Annotated in this window: 12 protein-coding genes; 5 read left to right on the forward strand and 7 right to left on the reverse strand. The window is 71.4% G+C overall.

Annotation, left to right across the window (positions count from 1 at the left end; all coding sequences use genetic code 11):
- Positions 1 to 4: 4 nt before the first annotated feature.
- Positions 5 to 679 (forward strand): FadR/GntR family transcriptional regulator, encoded by a 675-nt coding sequence (locus QM711_RS08215; protein WP_415098133.1) that lies wholly within the window; start codon positions 5 to 7, stop codon positions 677 to 679.
- 21 nt (positions 680 to 700) lie between these two features.
- Here QM711_RS08215 and QM711_RS08220 read toward each other — a convergent pair whose 3' ends face one another.
- The 7 genes from QM711_RS08220 to QM711_RS08250 are packed head-to-tail and all read right to left on the reverse strand — an operon-like array spanning position 701 to position 10472.
- Positions 701 to 1876 carry an enterochelin esterase domain-containing protein gene (locus QM711_RS08220; protein WP_415098135.1) on the reverse strand — a complete coding sequence of 392 codons (1176 nt, stop codon included), beginning with the start codon at positions 1874 to 1876 and terminating at the stop codon, positions 701 to 703.
- Positions 1873 to 2688 (reverse strand): ABC transporter ATP-binding protein, encoded by an 816-nt coding sequence (locus tag QM711_RS08225; protein WP_415098137.1) that lies wholly within the window; start codon positions 2686 to 2688, stop codon positions 1873 to 1875. The genes QM711_RS08220 and QM711_RS08225 overlap by 4 nt, the downstream gene beginning before the upstream one ends.
- On the reverse strand, positions 2685 to 3752 hold the full coding sequence (locus QM711_RS08230; RefSeq protein WP_415098139.1) for a FecCD family ABC transporter permease: 1068 nt from the start codon (positions 3750 to 3752) through the stop codon (positions 2685 to 2687). Before QM711_RS08230 ends, QM711_RS08225 begins: the two co-directional genes overlap by 4 nt.
- On the reverse strand, positions 3749 to 4789 hold the full coding sequence (locus QM711_RS08235; protein ID WP_415098141.1) for a FecCD family ABC transporter permease: 1041 nt from the start codon (positions 4787 to 4789) through the stop codon (positions 3749 to 3751). The genes QM711_RS08230 and QM711_RS08235 overlap by 4 nt, the downstream gene beginning before the upstream one ends.
- A gap of 3 nt (positions 4790 to 4792) precedes the next feature.
- The gene (locus QM711_RS08240) at positions 4793 to 5851 is read right to left on the reverse strand and encodes a hypothetical protein (protein WP_415098143.1); all 1059 of its coding nucleotides are present in this window, start codon (positions 5849 to 5851) and stop codon (positions 4793 to 4795) included.
- A complete protein-coding gene (locus QM711_RS08245; RefSeq protein ID WP_415098145.1) occupies positions 5851 to 9453 on the reverse strand; it encodes a hypothetical protein in 3603 nt (1200 codons plus the stop codon). Before QM711_RS08245 ends, QM711_RS08240 begins: the two co-directional genes overlap by 1 nt.
- A gap of 14 nt (positions 9454 to 9467) precedes the next feature.
- Positions 9468 to 10472 (reverse strand): ABC transporter substrate-binding protein, encoded by a 1005-nt coding sequence (locus QM711_RS08250; RefSeq protein ID WP_415098147.1) that lies wholly within the window; start codon positions 10470 to 10472, stop codon positions 9468 to 9470.
- A gap of 155 nt (positions 10473 to 10627) precedes the next feature.
- On the opposite strand from QM711_RS08250, the gene QM711_RS08255 reads away from it, so the two are divergent.
- From QM711_RS08255 to QM711_RS08270, 4 genes are all read left to right on the forward strand, one after another.
- Positions 10628 to 10954, forward strand: a complete 327-nt coding sequence (locus tag QM711_RS08255) for a DUF2218 domain-containing protein (protein ID WP_415098149.1) — start codon at positions 10628 to 10630, stop codon at positions 10952 to 10954.
- Between the two features lie 23 nt (positions 10955 to 10977).
- Positions 10978 to 12012 (forward strand): adenosine deaminase, encoded by a 1035-nt coding sequence (locus tag QM711_RS08260; protein ID WP_415098151.1) that lies wholly within the window; start codon positions 10978 to 10980, stop codon positions 12010 to 12012.
- Positions 12002 to 12847 carry a 1-acyl-sn-glycerol-3-phosphate acyltransferase gene (locus QM711_RS08265; protein WP_415098153.1) on the forward strand — a complete coding sequence of 282 codons (846 nt, stop codon included), beginning with the start codon at positions 12002 to 12004 and terminating at the stop codon, positions 12845 to 12847. The genes QM711_RS08260 and QM711_RS08265 overlap by 11 nt, the downstream gene beginning before the upstream one ends.
- A 61-nt stretch (positions 12848 to 12908) precedes the next feature.
- Positions 12909 to 16322 carry a hypothetical protein gene (locus QM711_RS08270; RefSeq protein ID WP_415098155.1) on the forward strand — a complete coding sequence of 1138 codons (3414 nt, stop codon included), beginning with the start codon at positions 12909 to 12911 and terminating at the stop codon, positions 16320 to 16322.
- Positions 16323 to 16376 lie beyond the last annotated feature (54 nt).

Genomic DNA, 16376 nt, shown 5'->3' on the forward strand with positions numbered 1-16376 from the left:
AATGGTGCAGGTTGGTTCGGAACGCGCCCGGCGCACTTTGGCGTTCCTGCGGCACCGGATCTCATCCGGCGAGTGGCCGATCAACTCCAAGATCCCCACCGAGCCCGAGCTGATGCAGCTGATCGGGGTCGGCAAGACGACGGTCCGCGAGGCGGTGCGGTCACTGGCAACCGTCGGCATCCTTGAGCCGATGCCGGGCATCGGCACCTTCGTCCGCTCCCGGATGCCGGTCAGTTCGGTGCTCACCGACTACCTCTCCGAGTTCAGCGTCAGCGATCTGCTCGGCTACCGGCGCGCCCTCGAGCTGGAGGCCGCGCAGCAGGCGGCCCGGCACCGCACCGACGAGCAACTCGCCGAGATGCGCCGCGCCCTGGACCCCTCGAACCCGCCGCCGGAGCACCCGTTCGGACGCGGCCGCGGCCGGGCCCCGGGACAGTTCCACTTCCTGGTGATGGAGGCCAGCGGCAACAACCTGCTGGTCGGGCTGTACGCGGGTGTGGTCCGGGCACTGCGGCAGGCGATCGCAGCCGGGACCGTGGTCGAGATGACCGACATCGCCTCCCGGTTGCGCGATCACCTCGATCTGCTGGCCGCGCTGGAGGCCCACGACGTCCCGCGCGCGGCGCATGTGATGGCCCAGCATGTCGAGAACGACCTGGCGCCCGCCGATCCGTCCTGAGCCTGATGGGTTTCGACAGGCTCAACCAGCGGCGACCGGCAGCGTCGCCCGTAGCCCGTCGGCGATCCCGCCCCGCCAACAGGCGTAGTCGTGACCGCCGTTGAACTCGGTGTACCGATGCTGGACGCCGGCCGCGGCCAGCCGCCGATGCAACTGCCGGTTCGGCTCCAGCAGCACCCACTCCTGCCGTCCGACCTCCAGGTAGCCACCGGCCGAGGCGGGCATCGTCGCGGCCCGGTCGGCCAGGCCGTCCTGCCACAGCGACGCCGACTGGGCGATGAAGGCACCCACCGCGTCCGGGCGTTCGGCGGCGGTGAGCAGGGCTACCGCACCCCCCAGGCTCTGTCCGGCGACCACCCGGTCGGCGGCGTCCGGACTGCCCTGGTGGGTGGCGACGGCCCAGGGCAGCAGCACGTCGGCGATCCAGTCCGGCATGCCACCGGCACCGTTCAGTTCGGCCCAGCGTTGCAGCCGGTCGCCGCCGGGGACCAGCAGCAGCAGCGGCGCCTCGGTCAAGCCGTCGGCGATCAGGTTGTCCACGATCGCCGGCAGGCTCTGCTCGCCGACCCACATCTCGCCGTCCAGCGCCACCACGATCGGGCCGTCCGCGACGAACTCAGCCGGGCGGTAGACCCAGGGCCGGCGTCCGCCGAGTTCGTAAGTGCTGAGGGTGCCGCGCAGCGGTCCGCGCGCGGCCAGCCAGGACTGCACCGGCGCGTCCGGCAATTCGACCACTGACAAGGGGAAACCGGCCCGGTTGCGCATACCGGTCGGGTTCAGCGGGTCGGGCAGGCCCCGGTCGAGCGCCGCCCGCAGGGACGCCTGCTCGGCCAGGTCCCGCCAGGGCGCCGGACGTCCGGGCGGCTTCTGGACCATGGCATAGGAGGCCCGCCAGTCCCCCGGCATCCGGTAGCTCAGGTGCCACAGATCGGTGCCCGGCAGCCGGGTCATCAGGCTGCGGTCGAGGTCGCGCTCGTCGGTCAGCCGGTTGACGAACAGCAGTACCTCCTCGGCCTCAGCGTCCTGCCAGAAGAAGGTGGCGATCCACTCCTCGCCGTCCTGCTCGATGATCGGCGAGCGAGGCTCGGCGCGGAACGCGGCCAAGGCGCTCGCCGGGGTGGGAACCCGGGGTGCCGGGGACGGACGCCGGACCTTCGGCGGCGTCCGGGGGGCGTCCGGGGCTGAACCGGCGGTCATTCGTCACCCGCCGGAATCACCAGCGGCCGGCCGGTCTCCGGGTCGGGCAGCACCCGGCAGGGCAGGCCGTAGACGTCCTCGATCAGTTCGGCGGTGACCACCGCGCCGGGGTCGCCCTGCGCCACGATCCGGCCCTCCTTCATCACCAGCAGATGAGTGGCGTAGCGGAACGCCAGATGCAGGTCGTGCAGGACCACCACGATCGTGTAGCCGTCCCGCTGCAGGCTGCGGGCCAGCCGCAACACCTCCACCTGGTGGGCGATGTCGAGGTAGGTGGTGGGCTCGTCGAGCAGCAGGATGGGGGTCTGCTGGGCGAGCGCCATCGCGATCCAGACCCGCTGCCGCTGGCCGCCGGACAGCTGGCTGACCTGGCGCGCGGCCAGGTCGGTCACCCCGGCCCGGGCCATCGCCTCGTCGACGGCGACGGCGTCCGCGTCGCTCCATTGCCGGAAGATGCCCTGGTGCGGGTAGCGGCCGCGGGCCACCAGGTCGGTGACGGTGATGCCGTCCGGGGCCACCGGCGATTGGGGCAGCAGGCCGAGCCGGCGGGCGACCTGCCGGGTTGGGTACTCGCCGATCGGGCGTCCGTCCAGTTCGACCGAGCCCGCCCGGACCGGCACCATCCGGGCCAGCGCCCGCAGCAGGGTCGACTTGCCGCAGCCGTTGGGCCCGACGATCATCGTCAGTTCACCGGCCGGCAGTTCGACGTCCAAGCCCTCCAGCACCAGACGTTCGCCGTAGCCGACGGATAGTTGCCGGCCTCGAAGCGGCGCGGACGCCGTGATCGGCGGGACGGTCTCCACCGCGGTCATTGTGCTCCCTTCCGGGCTTGGCCGGCCAGCAGCCAGATCAGATAGCCGCCGCCGAGCACGCCGGTGACGACGCCCACCGCCAGTTGGGTGGGCGCGAACAGTCGCTGGGCCAGCAGGTCGGACGCCAGCACCAGCGCCGCTCCCAGCAGGGCGGCGGCTCCCAGACCGATCCCGGACGTCCGGGTCAGCCGGCGGGCGATCTGCGGTGCCGCCAGCGCGATGAAGTTGATCGGCCCGGCAGCGGCGGTGGCGACCGCGACCAGGACGACGCCGACCACCACCAGCAGGGTCCGGCTGCGCTCCACCCGGACGCCGAGGGCGGCGGCCAGGTCATCGCCCAGCACCAACGCGCCCAGCGGACGGGCCAGCAGTGCGGCGGCCGGCAGCAGGACGGCCAGCGCGCCGGCCACCAGCAGCACCCGCGGCCATCCGACGGCGTTGAACGAGCCGGCCAGCCATTGCCCCGCAGTCTGCGCCGCGGTCAGCGAAGCCCGGACCAGCAGCAGGCTGTTCAGCCCCTGCAGTACCGCCGCCACCCCGATGCCGACCAGCACCAGCCGTCCGCCGGTCAGCCCACGCCGCCAGGCCAGCAGGTACACCACGGCGGCGGTGACCGCGCCACCGACCAGCGCCCCGGCCGCGGTCTGGGCCGGGCCGCCGCCGATCACGATGATGGCGATCAGTGCGCCGCTCGCCGATCCGGTGGTGAAGCCGATCACGTCCGGGCTGCCCAGCGGATTCGCCGACAGCGACTGGAAGATGGCTCCGGACACCGCCAGCGCGGCGCCGACCAGGATCGCGGCCAGCACCCGCGGCGCCCGCTGTCCGCGAACGAAGAACTGGGCCAGCGGGTCGCCCGTCCCGAACAGCGCCCGGACGGCCTGGCCGAGGTTGAGCGGGTAGTCGCCGATCAGCAGCCCGGCCGCGGCCAGCATCAGCAACACCACGACGGCACCCACCGCCACCACCGCCGTGCGGCGCTCGACCAGCACGCTGGCCGGTCCGAGCCGCAGCCGGTGGTAGCCGGGGCGTCCGGGCCCGACGATCGCGCGAATCACACTCATAGCGCCTCGATCCGGGGACGCCGGACGATCAACACGAAGGCGGGGCCGCCGAGGATCGCCGCCACCACACCGACCGGCACCTCGCCGGGCAGCACCACCAGCCGGGCCACCACGTCCGCGGCGAGCAGCAGCACCGGAGCGGCCAGCGCGGTCCCGGGCAGCACCAGTCGCTGGTCGGGTCCGAACACCGCCCGGGCCAGGTAGGGCACCCCGAGACCGACGAACATGATCGGCCCGGCGGCGGCCGTCGCCGCTCCGGCCAGCACCGTCACGGCCAGCACGGCCAGCCCGCGGACCAGTCCGACCCGGACGCCGAGCGCGCGTCCGGCGTCCTCACCGAGGGCAAGCGCGTTGAGGGCGGGGGCCAGGCAGCAGGCCAGCAGCAGGCCGGCCAGGATGAACCCGCCGGTGGCCACCAGCACCGGGTAGCCGCGACCCTCGACCGAGCCGGCCGCCCAGAACCGGAACTCGTTGAAGGCGTTCGCGTTGGCCAGGATGACGGTCTGGACCAGCGAGGCCACGGTCATGCTGATAGCCACTCCGGCCAGGGCGAGCCGGACCGGCGAGGGCGATGAGCTCCCGGCCATGCCGAGCAGGTAGACGCCGACCGCGGCGGCCGCCGCGCCGGCGAAGGCGAACCACAGGTAGAAGCCGATGCCGCTGAGGCCGGTGAGCGCCACCACCAGCACCACCGCCAGGGACGCCCCGGCGTTGATCCCGAGGATGCCGGGGTCGGCCAGCGGGTTGCGGGTCAGCGACTGCATCAGCGCGCCGGCCACCCCCAACGCGGCACCGACGACCACCAGCACCAGGGTCCGGGGCAGCCGCTGATCGAGCACGACGACGGCGTCGAAGCTGCCGTCGGGGTGCCAGAGCAGCTGCCAGACCCGGTCCAGCGGGATCGGGTTGGACCCGACCCCGAGCGAGACGAGCATGCCCAGCACCAACAGCCCCGTCGCCACGGCGAAGGCGAGACCGGCCCGGGCGGCGACGGCCGGTGCCGTCGCCGCCCGGGTTGCGACGTTGGTGCTCGACAACGGTCAGTCGGTCCCGGCCGCCGCCCGGCGCCGCCGGACGAGCACGACGGCCAGCCCGGCACCGACCAGCAGCACCGCCCCGCCGAGGATCCAAACCCCGATGCTCGATGCCGACTGGGTGGACGCCGGGGCCACCGGCGCTGCGGACGGCGTCGGTGCGGCGGACGGGGACGCGCCCACGGCGGCCGCCGTCCAGCCGAGCAGCTTGCCGTCGGCGTCCAGCACCGCGAACCGGTGCTCGCCCGCGGCCAGCCCGGTGGTGGCGACGTTGACCGTGCCGTCCGCGGCCACCTGCTGCCAGCCCAGCGGGGTCGGCTCGGAGTAGGCGTAGACGAAGGCCCACTCGCCGGCGTAGTCGGCGCCGACGGTGAGGACCGCCTTGTCGCCGCTGATCGCCGCCTTCACCGGACCCGCCTTGTCGGCGGTGAGGGTCTCGGCCGCCACCGCGGTCGGCACCGTGGCCGGTTGATTCGCCTTGGTGCCGGCCTCCGGCTTGGCCACCGAGCCCTTCGTCGTCTTCGTGGTGGTGGTCTTGGTGCCGGACGTGGTCGTCGTCGTGGTGGTGCCACTGTTGCCGTTGGTCTGCGTCGAGCCCGACGAGCCGCTGGTGATGGTGAAGCTGGGGCTGCGGCGGGTGTAGCCCTTGGTGCCCTTGCCGGGATTCTTCGGGTCGACGTAGGCCGAAGCCAGGAATCGCAGCGTGTGGCTGCCCGGCTTCAGGGTTCTCGGCAACCGGAAGGATCCGTTCACCACGCCCGAACTGGGAATCTTCTGCGAGTGGTAGACGCAGGCGCCGTGCGAGGTGTTGCTGCAGGCCTTGCCGTCGTCGATCTTGACGTACAGCGTCTCGCCCCTGGGGAAGCCGCGCACGGTGAACCGGATCACCTCGCCGGCCTTCAGGCTGCGCGGCGACACCCCGGAACTGGTGCCCGGCGTGTTGGGTCCGGCACCGCCGGGCGGGATCGCGTCGGCGGCCGGCTGTCCGGGCAGCACCGACACCGCCAGCCCGAGCAGCAGTGCGATCAGCAGCCGGACGCCGCCGGCAATGGTTCGGACGGGCATCACGCCACTCCCTTCGGCTTGGCGAGCCGGCGCATCGCCACGCCGCCCGCGGTGAGGACGGCGATCGCCGCCCCGATCAGGACAGGTTCCAGCGAGCCGGTGCCGGGCTGGGTCAGCGCTGCCGCGGCGGGATCCCCGGGGGCGGGCTGCGGATTTCCCGTACCGGCGGTGATCGGGGTGGCGGTGACAGCCACGTTGCCCTTGCTGGCCTCGACCCACCCGACGATGCCGCCGTCGCCGTTCACCGCGACGATCCGGTGCCGCCCGTCGGCCAGGTCCTTGAGGTCGACGGTGAACGCCTTGGCGGCGTTCAACTGCACCCAGCCCGCCTTGGCGATGCTCGCCCCGCTGTACAGGTAGACGTAGACCCACTTCGAGGCCGTGCCCTTGGGTAGCGTCACGGTGATCTTGGTGCCGTCCGCGGTTGCGGTGGCCTCACCATTACTCAGTCCGCTCAGCTGGCTGGCCCGTTGCACCGGCGGGTTCGGCACGGTGGTGGGTGCCGACGACTCCTCGCTGGTGCTGGTGGTCGTCGTCCGCACGATGCTCCGGATGACCGTGACCGTTTGACTCGGCGTCTCCGCCGCCTTCTGGCCGGCGATCGTCAGCGGCGTCCAGCCGAGCAGCTTGCCGACCTCGCCGGAGTTGCCGGACTGGGCGGACACCTTGCTGGTCCCCGTCGGCAGGGTTACCCCGGTAAGGCTCGCGACCACCCGTCCGTCGGCGTCCGCCTGGAACCAACTTGCGCCCCACGGGTTGGTCGGCGAACCGCCCGAGTAGGTGTTCAGGTAGACCCAGTCACCCTTCTCGGCTCCTGGGATCGTCACCGTGAGCGCTTTCGCGGACAGTGCCGCCGCGACACCGTTTCGGGTTGCGGTGGTCAGGTCCTCAGTGGCCTCGACCGGCTCCGGCACCTCGAGCGGGCGGTAGCTGCCCACTACGAACTGCGCCGACTGGATGGTGCGACTGGTGTCGCCCTCCTTGAGCGATCCGGTCAGGAAACGCAGGGTGTGCGCGCCCTCCTTGAGACTCGGGCTGGAGCCGTTGGCGCCCGCGGTGGTGCCGTCCGGCAACTGGAGCTGAATGTCGAAGGTGCCGTTGGACGCCTTGGCGCGCACGATCGTCCAGATCGTCCGGTTGCTGTGCACGTCGTCGTTCAGCCGGCTGATGCCGCCCTCGTCGATCTTGATCGCGATCACCGATCCGCCGCGCTTCTCACCCGGGTGGCAGAAGCCTGTGCCGGTGACGTGCAGGGTGCCGCCGAGGCTGGCCTGCGGCGCCACCGTCACCGCCGGGTTCGCCGATGTCGGCGTGCAGGTGACGTCCTCGTCGTCGGGCTCCTCGACATGCGGGACGCCGCCGACGACCAACGCGGCCGAGGTGACGTTCCGGACGGTGTCGTTGACCCCGAACCGGCCGGACAGGAACTGGGCCGTGAGCAACTGACCGGCGACCAGTCCCGCCGGGGCGTCGATCTCGACATCGAAGTTCCCGCTGGCCGGCAGAGCGATCACGTTGGGATGGCTGGGCGTGCCGGCCGGCGCGAGCAGCTTCCAGATGGTCGGGTCGGCGGTGCCGCCGGGTGCGACCACGCCGGAGCCGGTGCGGGCGTACTGGCCGGCGGCGTGATTCAGCTTCAGCGCCACGGTCGAGGCTCCGGTGCCGGCCTTGTCGGTCCAGCCGGTGCCCTTGATCTTGATCGTCGAGCCGGACGCCGTGGCCACCTCGGTCTGCACCCAGGCGGTCGCACCGCCCGCGGTCAGGGTGGTGTGCGCCCAGTTCGGCGGCTGGGTCGCCGGGTCGACGGGATCGTCGCCGGCGACGGTGAATGTGCCGGCCAGCGAGCGCCGCTTGTCACCGGCGATTCCGCTGCCGGTGAGGAAGCGGATCTGGTGGGACGAGCCGATCGCCCATTCCGTCCAGGTGCCGTCGTTCAACCGGGCGTTGGCAGCGGTCGGGAACGGAATCGTGGCGGTCCACGAACCGTCGGCCGAGGCCTGGATGATCGCGTGCAGGCGCTTGTCGGAGGTCACCGAGTTCGTGGTGGGGTCGGTCACGTCCCGCTTGGTGTAAACGGTGTTGGGGTCTCCGGACTGGGTCGCGTCCAACAGCACGCTGAGCACGCTGCCCGCCGTGCCGCCGTCGGTGCGCCAACCCGTCCCGGAGACCACGATCGGCTCGCCCGCCTTCACCGTGGTGGGCACGGTGTAGCTGACCGACGGGTCGGTGGGATCGGTGTAGCTGCCCGGCGCGGGCGTTGTCGGGGTCGGAGTCGGAGTCGGAGTCGGCTCAACCGTCGGAGTCGGGGTCGGAGTCGGCTCAACCGTCGGAGTCGGGGTCGGAGTCGGCTCAACCGTCGGCGTCGGAGTGGGCGTCGGCGTGACCGGGGGGACAGTGGGACCGTTGACCGCGAAATCAGCGGACAGGCTTCGGGAGGCGTCCTTGACGCCCCCGACGGTCTTGAGTGCCCCGGTCAGGAACCGCAGCGTGTGCGGGCCGGCGGTCAGCCCCGGCAGCGACCCGTTGGTCCCGGCTTCAGTGCCGTCCGGCAGCTGGAGCTGGACGTCGAAGGTGCCGTCCGGCTGGGCCGGGACGATCGCCCAGATCGTGGTGTTCTGATGCACCGAGGTGTCGAGTCGACCGACGTTTCCCTCGTCGATCTTGATCGCGATCACCGAACCACCCTCGGCCGGATGGCAGAAGCCGGATCCGGTCACCCGCAGCACCCCGCCCAGGTCCGCGCTGGCCGGCGAGACGTCCACCCGCGCCGCCGCATCCTTCGCACACTCGGGAACGGTGGGAGTCGGAGTCGGCGTGGTCGGCTGCTCCGTGGCAGTGGGAGTGGGGGTCGGCGTGGTCGGCTGCTCGGTCGGAGTCGGGGTGGGGGTGGGCGTCGGCGTGGGCTCCTCGGTCGGAGTCGGGGTGGGGGTGCTCGGCGTCACCACGTCGAAGTTCTCGGACTTCAGGCTCCGGATGGTGTCGCCGGTCTTCAGCGAACCGGTCAGCAGCCGCAGCGAGTGCGGGCCGGCGGCCAGCGCGGGCAGCGACCCGTCGGCGCCCGCCTCGGTGCCGTCGGGGAGCTGTAGGTCTTCGTCGAAGGTGCCGTCCGCGGCGGCGTCCACGATCGCCCAGATCGTCCTGTTGGCGTGCAGGTCGCTGTTCAGCCGGCTGAATCCGCCCTCGTCGATCTTGATCGCGATCCGCGAGCCGCCGTCGGCGGGGTGGCAGAAGCCGGCACCGCTCACCCGCAGCTTGCCGCCGAGCGGCGCGGTCGCGGCCACGGTGACCGACGCGGTGGCAGCGCACTCCGCGGCGGCCTGCGGCCGAACGGCGCGAGGTGCCGTCGTCTTGGCTGCCTTCGTCGCCGACGGTGCAGGCTTCGCCGTCTGCTTCGGCTCAGCGGTCTCCTTCGGCTTGGCCGATTCGCTCGGCCCGGTCTCTTCGGCGGCGGGGGTGGACGGCGAAGCCGAGGGCGTGGGCTCCTGGGTCTCCTCGGCGAGCGCCAGCGGTGCGAGCGACTGGCCCAGGCCGAGCAGCACCAGGGCAAGCCCCCCAGCCACCCAGCTACGCATCCGGGCATGCCCGATCGACGGCGTGTTCATCTGATTCCTCCTGCTCATCCGAGCGCGTTGCGAACGTCGTCGACCAGGCGGTTCATCAGCAATGGGCCCCCGGTGGAGGTCCAGGCCGAGCCGTCGACGAGAATGATCTGCTTCTTGCGGTACGCGGTCAGCTGGGTGAAGCCGGGCACCTGCTCGGCCTGCTCCAGCGCCTTCCGCGCCCCGTCGAGACCGGCGGAACCGCCGGCCTTGGGGTTCCCGACGCTGGATCCGCCCAGCGTGCCGAAGAACATGTGGTCGGCGTCGATCCGCTGCAGGTTCTCCAGCGATACCGGTTCGGAGTGCCCGCGGCCGAAGGTGTCCTGCCCCGCCGGACGCCGCAGGCCGAGATCGACCAGCGCCTGCCCGGGCGGCAACTCCTTCAGGATCAACGCGGGTGCCGTCCCCTGCCAGCGGACGATCGAGAAGGTCTGGCCCTGGGTCTTGCCCAGGGACGCCTTGGTGGTGGCCACCTTGGCCTCGTAGTCGGCGATCACCTTCTCGCCCTGCTGTTCGCGACCCAGCGCGGCTGCGACATTGCGGAAGTTGGTCCGCCACTCACCGCCGGCGTAGCCGGTGTTGACCACCGGCGCGATCTGCTGCAGCGCCTCCAGCACCGGCGGGTTGTTGTTGACGCTGGTGCCGTCGACCAGGATCAGGTCGGGCTTGGCCAGGCCGATCGCCTCGAAATTGGGCTGCCCGATGCCGCCCAGGATCGGGATGTCGCGGGCGACGTCGGCCAGATAGTTGGGGACCGCGCTCTGGCCGCGTCCGGTCACCGTGCCGACCGGCGTGACGCCGAGGGCGAGGACGCCGTCCAGCGTGGGTTCGCTGAGCGGAACCACCCGCTGCGGTTGGGCGGGCACCTGCACCTGAGCGCCGCTGATGTCGGTCACCGTCCGGGTCTGGACCTGGGTGGCGGACGGCTCCGGGGTGCTCGAGCAGCCGATTGCCGCCACCGCCACCGCGGTCAGCAGGCAGGCCAGACGAGCCAGGCGGGCGGCGGTGGAGCCGAGCGTCATGGGGGAACACATCCTGGGTGATTGGGCTATCTAGCAGCTGATAGCAAGGTAAGGCTTACCTAAGGTAACAAACGAAACGGGTCCGGCGTCCGGTTGCCCCAGTCACTGAGACAACCCCCGATCGGGACCCACTGGGCGGGGTTAGCCTGCGTGCCATGACGTCCACCTCGACCGCCTCCGTTCCCACCGCCCGGCCCGGCCGCTACGCCAAACAGCTGGTCGCGCACATGTCGCGCAAGGTTCCGGCGCATTGGGACGACGCCGCGGCGTCCGGCCGGGTGAGCTTTCCGACCGGCGAACTCGAACTCGGCTGCGACCCGGACGCGCTGCTGCTGACCCTCACCGCGGACGCCGACCTGGAGCGCTGGGAGGGCGTCGTGGGCAGTCATCTGGTCCGGTTCGGGACCCGCGACGAGTTGGTGGTGAGCTGGCGACGCGACGACGGCACCGCCGGGACGGTGCAGCGCGCGTCCGAGGACTGACCGACATGTGACACGATCGGGCGATGCCGCGAGATCTGGATGCGCTGCCCAAGGCGCACCTGCATCTGCACTTCACCGGGTCGATGAGCATCGCGTCGCTGCAACACCTCGCTGAGCTGGCCGGCATCGGGCTGCACGACTCGCTGGTGGACGCCGAGGGGCTTCTGGTGCCGCCCGGGCAGCGCGGCTGGTACCGCTTCCAGCGGCTCTACGAGATGGCTCGCCAGGTCGTCTGCAGCGAGCAGGCGATGCGCTACATCGTCGCCCAGGCCGCCCGCGACGACGCCGCCGAGGGATCCCGGCGGCTCGAGCTGCAGGTCGACCCGTCCAGCTACGCGCCACACGTCGGCGGCCTCGCGCCCGCGCTGGAGATCATCCTGGACGAGGCCCGCCGGGCAACTGACGCGACCGGCGTCCAGGTGGCGATCGTGGTCGCGGCGAGCCGGGTCCGGCACCCGCTGGACGCCCGGACGATCGCCCGGCTGGCTGCCCGCCACGCCGGCGAGAACGGGGTGATCGCGTTCGGGCTGAGCAACAACGAGCGTGCCGGAGTGACCGCCGACTGGGAGCCCGCGTTCCGGATCGCCCGCAACGCCGGGCTGCCCGGGGTGCCGCACGGCGGCGAGCTGCTCGGGCCGCGGCACCTGCGCCAGGTTGTCGAGCACCTGAATCCGTCCCGGATCGGCCACGGCGTCCGCAGCGCCGAGGAGCCGCGGCTGCTGGACGAACTGGTCGCCGCCGGCATCGCACTCGAGGTGTGCCCGGCGTCCAATGTGCATCTCGGGGTGTACCGCGAGGCCGGCGACGTCCCGCTACGGACGCTGATCGACGCCGGCGCCACCGTCGCGCTGGGCGCGGACGACCCGCTGCTGTTCCTCTCCCGGCTGACCGACCAGTACCGGCTGGCCCGCGACGACCTGGGGTTGGGCGACCACGAACTCGCCGAGCTGGCCCGTTCCAGCATCCGGGCCAGCCTCGCATCCGAGGAGGACAAGGCGCGATGGCTGTCCGAGGTCGACGACTGGCTGCGTGAGCCGGAGCCGTCCGATGCCGGCTGACCGGGCGCGGCTGGACGCGCTGACCGAGACCACCCTCGACGACCTGGCGGACGGCTTCCACCTGCCCCGCCGCTCCCGGACGGCCCGCGGGTTGTTGCGCCCGGCGGCCCGCCGGTTCGCCGTCCGGATCGCCGACTTCGACGACCTGGTCGCCGAACGGGGCCTGGCGGCCGGCGCCCGTGCCGAGATCCCCGCCTTCGCCCGCTCGCTGACCACCCTCGGACGCGAGCTGATCCCCAGCAGCGGGCCGGTGCTGGCCGCCGCCAACCATCCCGGGGTGATCGACGCGCTGAGCCTGATCCTGGCGCTGGAGAGCCGTCCCGACCTGAAGGTGGTGGCCCTCGACCGCCCTTTCCTTCGGGCCTTGCCGGGGGTCGCGGCCCGGCTGATCTGGGTGGACCCGGCACACCCGGCGGCCACCGTCCGGACGGCACGCCGGCACCTGCTGGACGGCGGCGCACTGTTGACCTTTCCGGCCGGCACCATCGAGCCCGACCCGGTGGTGACCGACGACGCTGTCGAGTCGCTGCGCCGCTGGTCCCGCTCGGCCGACCTGCTCGTCCGCCACATCCCCGGCCTGCAGGCGGTGCCGATCGCGGTGGGTGGGGTGCTGTCCGCCCGCGCGCTGCGGACGCCGCTGGTCCGGCGGGCCGCCACCCGCGCCGACCGGGAGTGGACGGCGGCGACGCTGCAGGTGATCTTCCGTCGCTACCACGACACCGACGTCCGGGTGCTGGTCGGCGAGCCGTTCGACCCCGGGTCGGAGCCGACCAGGGAGTTCGTCCTGCGGATGTCGGAGTTGCTCGCCCGTCTCGCCGATCGAGACCGCTGGTAACAATCCTGGAATGTCGGCAGACCGCCTGACAGCCTCGCCGGGGTCGACCAGACTTGACGGCATGTCCCCCAACGTCACCGCCGCCGCGGTCAACCTACGCCTCGCCCTGATCGGGGTGTCCGTTCCGCTGCAGGCCGAGGAGGCCGGCAGCGCCCAACTGGTCGCTCCCATCCTGGCTCGTCAGCGCGAACTGAGCCGGCGGCTCTCCGACCGGCTGTGCGCCGTCGACCAGCGGATCCAGGCCTTCCTGGACGACTACCTCGCCGACGTCCGCGCCGCCGGAGACGACCCCGGCCCGCACCTGCCGCGCCGCACCCTGGTGCTCGACGAACCGGGCCTGGCCCGGGCGCTGTCGCTGCCGGTCAACTCCGACGCCTTCTCCTCGCCGCTGCTGTCCAGCTACCGGCTGGCCAACGGCGTCCTGCACAACCCGGCGAACGACCGCCGGACCACCGCCGGGGTCTTCCACATCTGCCAAGGTGGGTTGCCCATCCCGGACGACAAGATCGCCGTCCCGAAGGCGGTTTTCGGCCGGCTGCTGACCGAGGCGTTCAACCCACCCCACAGTGACCTGGTGCTGCCATACCTGTCGAGGACCGACCATCCCGCCGCCTGCTTCGTGTCCTTGCTGCTGCGACCGCTGGTCTCCCCGGGGGTGCCCGGCTATGCCACCGAGCGCCGGATGGAGACCCGGTTCATCGTGCCCGGCGGACTGGTGGCCAACCTCGACTTCGTCGAAGGCATCTTCGGTAACGGCGGCGATCCCTACCTGCCCGAGCACGACGCGTCGCTGGATCCGGGGACCTGGACGGGCACCACCGGCTGCGTGATCCTCGCCCCGCACCTGACCAAGCTGACCAAGAAGGCGCTCGGCCTACCACACGTCGACGACGCCACCGAGCGGCAGCGGCGCGACGGTACCTGCTGGTCGAGCCCGGACGAGCGCTACAACAACGGCCAGGCGTTCAAGGTCTGCGCCCGGGACGCCCGCGGCGTGATGGTCACGGTGATCGCCGACAACTACTTCGGCTACTGCAAGAAGGAGGTCAAGACCCAGATCTCCTACTCGGCGAACCTCTTCGGCAACGTCGAAGAGGAGCACGCCGGCGGCGCCCTGGTCTTCCCGTCCTACAACCTGGGCGGCGGCTACACCGACGAGTCGGCCGGAGACGACTACCGGCTCGATGATGTGCTGACCCGCGACCCGCAACGGTTCGTCCGGCAACCCGAGGGCCATGCGGTCGACCTGGAGCACCCCGGGCACCTGCTGGTTCCGGCCCGGACCACCTACTCGCTGCGCACCATGACGGCGTCCTGGCACACCGCCTCCGGCGAGCGCTCGATCCGGCTGCGGGCCGACAAGACCTACTTCGGGCCCAACGGCTACCGGGTGCAACTCGCCCAGTCGCCGTCCGATCCGCGGCACTGGGACCTGAAGGCCACCGTCGCCACCGTCACCTCCTGCCACAAGCCGTGCACCGTCTCCGGCGGCGGCAAGTCCGAGATCTCCAAGGCGATCACCGACGCCTTCATCTTCGGCAACGCCTATGTCGCCGACTACGAGGCCGATCTCGAGGCGGTCGAGGCGATCCTCTCCCGGGACCACTCCGACCGTTTCGCCGACCCCGCGCTGCGGGGTAGCGACACCCGCCCGGTGCTGTCCAACAGCCGCTCGATCGGCAGCGTGATCAAGCTGCTGACGCCGTCCGAGCCCGATTACACCGCCGAGTACAACGAGTGGCTGGAGAGCATTCCGCCGCACGTGAAGGAACTGGTCTTCGTGGTGAAACGGTTCCACCGCCCGGAATGGGGCGATGACTGGCGCAGCCACTTCACTGTCGGCATCATGAACGGCCGGCAGGGCAACGCGCTGCGGTTGGACGGCGAGCGGATCAACGTCAACATGCTGCGGGTCGGCTTCGACACCGACGGCTCCTGGCGGCTGTTCGGACTGCGGCACGACTTCAACCCGGCGGTGAAGGTGCAGACCGAGGACGACATCACCGCCTCGATCGTCGGCCCCGCGCATCTGACCGCCCGCCCAGGGCCGGTGGTCGGTTTGTCCCGCAAGTACGTGCAGAACTGCGAGGACCTGCTCTTCCAGCGTCCGGACGACGCCATCCACCGCGGCTACGACAAGCAGACCGAGCGCGACATCGCAGGCGAGGACAACTTCTTGTCGAACTTCGAGCCGCTGACCCGCTTCGACGCCCGCGACATGCGCGACGACGCGGTGGCCTTCAGTGCGTTCACCGAACCGATGGTCAAGCTGCTGGCCGGGTTCGCCGACGAGCCGGACGAGGCCAGCCCGTCGTATGTGGTGTCGTCGGCCAACCCGCGGCTGGTCGGCGGCAAGCCGTCCAAGAACCCGCGGTACCTGCAGCGGCGTCCGGACGTGACCAACGCCGCCGCCACCGCCGCGGCCGATCTGGCGATGCACCTGGCGGCGAAGCTGCCCGCCCGGGCACCGCTGCCGGTGCCGGTCGACGTGGTCGCCGCCGGACGCCGCAACAATCCGCCGGACGGCCCGGTTCCGCCGCTGTGCTCGTTCAACCCGCTGCATTTCATGGAGTTGCCCGAGTTGTTCATGGAGTACATCAGCTCGATGACCGGGAAGTCGCCGTCCACCACCGGTGCGGGTTCGGAGGGCGCGCTGACCAAGGGCCCGTTCAACGCGATGCCGGCGATCATCGACCTGAACGCCGCCTTGTTGTCCTACGTGCTGACCGGCTACGACGGCTGGGTGTCCTGCGCCGGATATGTCGGGCCGAACGTCCGGGTCGATCACGACATCTCGATGCTGGTTCCCGAGTTGTTTGCCCGGATGACCAGCGAGGAACGCTCGGCACGCAGCCTGATTGCCGAAGGCCACCTGGAGCGAGTCGAAGACTTCGAGCACGACGGACATCTGGTCCGGGCCAGCCGGCTCGGCTACCGGATGACGCAGAGCTTCGCCCGCAAGTACTTCGGCCGGATCTTCCTGCATCCGCACGCGGTGTTCACCCCCGAAATGCTGCGACCCGAGCTGCAGGACCAGGACGTCTACGCGCACAGCATGGACGTGATCGTCGAGACTCACCGCCGGGTCGCCCAGGCCTACTTCGACGACGGCACCGTCGAACTGGCGATCCCGCCGCTGCGGGCGCTGCTTGAGATCATGGCGTTCGGGAAGACCGCCGAAGGCCACGAACTCGACTCGACCGAGGTGCGCGGGCTGTTCGACCGCGAGGCCGTGCTGGCCTCCGACTGGTACGCGGCCCGACTGGACTCCAAGCAGCAGTGGGCCAGTCGCAGGGCCCAGGCCGTGGTGGGCAGGTTGGAAAGCTTCGCCGCCCATCCCGAGAACGCGGAGGCATGCGACCGGCTGGACATCGCCGCCCGTCTCGCCGCCGCGAACGCCGAGTTCGAGCGGTTCTCCAGCGAGGACTATCGCGCTGCCCTGGTCGGCGCCCTGGGACGCCAGCCACTGGACTGACGACCGTCGAAAACTCGTGGTCGAGCTTGTCGAGACCCCTGCAGGACCCTCCGT

The organism is Micropruina sp. (assembly GCF_047602385.1).
In the GTDB taxonomy this organism is placed as follows: Bacteria; Actinomycetota; Actinomycetes; order Propionibacteriales; family Propionibacteriaceae; genus Micropruina.

Excerpts from the sequence above, each read along its gene's own strand:
- QM711_RS08220 (WP_415098135.1), bottom strand. The coding sequence starts at position 1,876 with ATGACCGCCGGTTCAGCCCCGGACGCCCCCCGGACGCCGCCGAAGGTC.
- QM711_RS08225 (WP_415098137.1), bottom strand. The coding sequence starts at position 2,688 with ATGACCGCGGTGGAGACCGTCCCGCCGATCACGGCGTCCGCGCCGCTT.
- QM711_RS08230 (WP_415098139.1), bottom strand. The coding sequence starts at position 3,752 with ATGAGTGTGATTCGCGCGATCGTCGGGCCCGGACGCCCCGGCTACCAC.
- QM711_RS08240 (WP_415098143.1), bottom strand. The coding sequence starts at position 5,851 with ATGCCCGTCCGAACCATTGCCGGCGGCGTCCGGCTGCTGATCGCACTG.
- QM711_RS08245 (WP_415098145.1), bottom strand. The coding sequence starts at position 9,453 with ATGAACACGCCGTCGATCGGGCATGCCCGGATGCGTAGCTGGGTGGCT.
- QM711_RS08250 (WP_415098147.1), bottom strand. The coding sequence starts at position 10,472 with ATGACGCTCGGCTCCACCGCCGCCCGCCTGGCTCGTCTGGCCTGCCTG.
- QM711_RS08255 (WP_415098149.1), top strand. The coding sequence starts at position 10,628 with ATGACGTCCACCTCGACCGCCTCCGTTCCCACCGCCCGGCCCGGCCGC.
- QM711_RS08260 (WP_415098151.1), top strand. The coding sequence starts at position 10,978 with ATGCCGCGAGATCTGGATGCGCTGCCCAAGGCGCACCTGCATCTGCAC.
- QM711_RS08265 (WP_415098153.1), top strand. The coding sequence starts at position 12,002 with ATGCCGGCTGACCGGGCGCGGCTGGACGCGCTGACCGAGACCACCCTC.
- QM711_RS08270 (WP_415098155.1), top strand. The coding sequence starts at position 12,909 with ATGTCCCCCAACGTCACCGCCGCCGCGGTCAACCTACGCCTCGCCCTG.